Source organism: Petrocella sp. FN5 (genome assembly GCF_029210395.1).
Classification (GTDB): Bacteria; Bacillota; Clostridia; order Lachnospirales; family Vallitaleaceae; genus Petrocella.
Genome location: NZ_JARGDP010000185.1, coordinates 1 through 1,306 on the forward strand (window position 1 = coordinate 1; position 1,306 = coordinate 1,306).

The window sequence follows — 1,306 nt, forward strand, 5'->3', positions numbered from 1 at the left end:
TAGGTTGTCAGATAGCCTTATGGTTTCAAAAGGGGATACATTTATAAAGACACCCATGACATTGGCAATGTTGTTAGCGCCTAAACTATAGGCACCAAAGGCACCGGCAATCATTAAGGCGTATCTTGTATACTTATCCATTTTGACGATATGTATTTTGGTGTGTTCTACTATGTATTTGGTAATCCAATAAAAGATGACTGCAAAAAAGGCTGCCAAAATCGGAGTGAAAATCCATGTGCTGACAATCTTATATACCACTGCCATATCTGTTTTTATACCACCAAATAGGTTCCAACCAATAATGGCGCCTACTACAGCTTGTGAGGTCGATACGGGCAAGCCTTTCCCTGTCATTACCATGACCGTAAAAGCCGCTGAAGCCGATACGGCAAAGGAACCGCCGATGGCGTTAATAGCCCCCAGTTGTCCAAGGGTATGGGATGCGCCTGTTCCGCTTAAGACGGCACCTAGGGTAACAAATATGCTACAGATGATGGCTGCTGTTGTGAATTTGACCATTCTGGTGCCGACAGCCGTTCCAAAAATATTTGCTGCATCATTCCCACCAAGGGACCAACCCATAAATAATCCTGCAGACAAGAATATGATTGTTGAAAGTGTAAAGTTCATCATATCCATTATATACCTCGCTTAAATCTAAATACGGATAGCTTTATCGCCATTTCTTCTGCTATATCAGAAAGCCTTGCTGTTTTTTGTGCAAAATAGCGCTGGTGCATTTTTTCACTTAGTTTTAAATGATCTTTGTCTGCAAATATTTTGATTTTTAGTTTATGCTCTAGTTTATCGACTTCTGATTCATAAAAATAGACTTTACTAATATAGTCTTCTATGGTTTTATACTCGGTGAAATAAACTCTGACCCCTCGAATAAGTGTCTCTACCGCTTTACGTGAGGTTTTTGCAATTAGAATGAAGTCTTCTTTAAAGTCTTCTTCTATTTTGGGTTGCTCAACTTGTAGGTCTAAGAGCATTTGTTTAGAAATATCACCAATGTCATCCATAGAATCCATAAGCTCTAGGATATCTGCGCTAAGATCTGGCACCAAATTATATCTGTATAAGATGAATTTTAGGTTCTTTAGATGTTCATCTGCTTCACTTTCCTGTTCTACAACAACTTTGACACGCTCTTCAAATTGCTGGCAATTATTGGTCATATAATCTTTGATGCCCTCATAAAAAGTCATTGCACCTTTTTGAAGACAGTTGAGATATAAATCAATCTCAAGCTCTAATTCTCTGTTTCTGTCTTGAAATATGTTCATTGATTTCTCCTTCC

The 1,306-nt window shown here is 38.4% G+C and carries 2 protein-coding genes; both read right to left on the reverse strand.

What is annotated here, in order from left to right; all coding sequences use genetic code 11:
- A partial coding sequence (locus P0N36_RS15360; RefSeq protein WP_275843769.1) for an inorganic phosphate transporter occupies positions 1 to 642 on the reverse strand: 642 nt, incomplete at its 3' end.
- Positions 642 to 1,292, reverse strand: a complete 651-nt coding sequence (locus P0N36_RS15365; protein WP_275843770.1) for a DUF47 family protein — start codon at positions 1,290 to 1,292, stop codon at positions 642 to 644. The genes P0N36_RS15365 and P0N36_RS15360, both read right to left, overlap by 1 nt.
- Positions 1,293 to 1,306 lie beyond the last annotated feature (14 nt).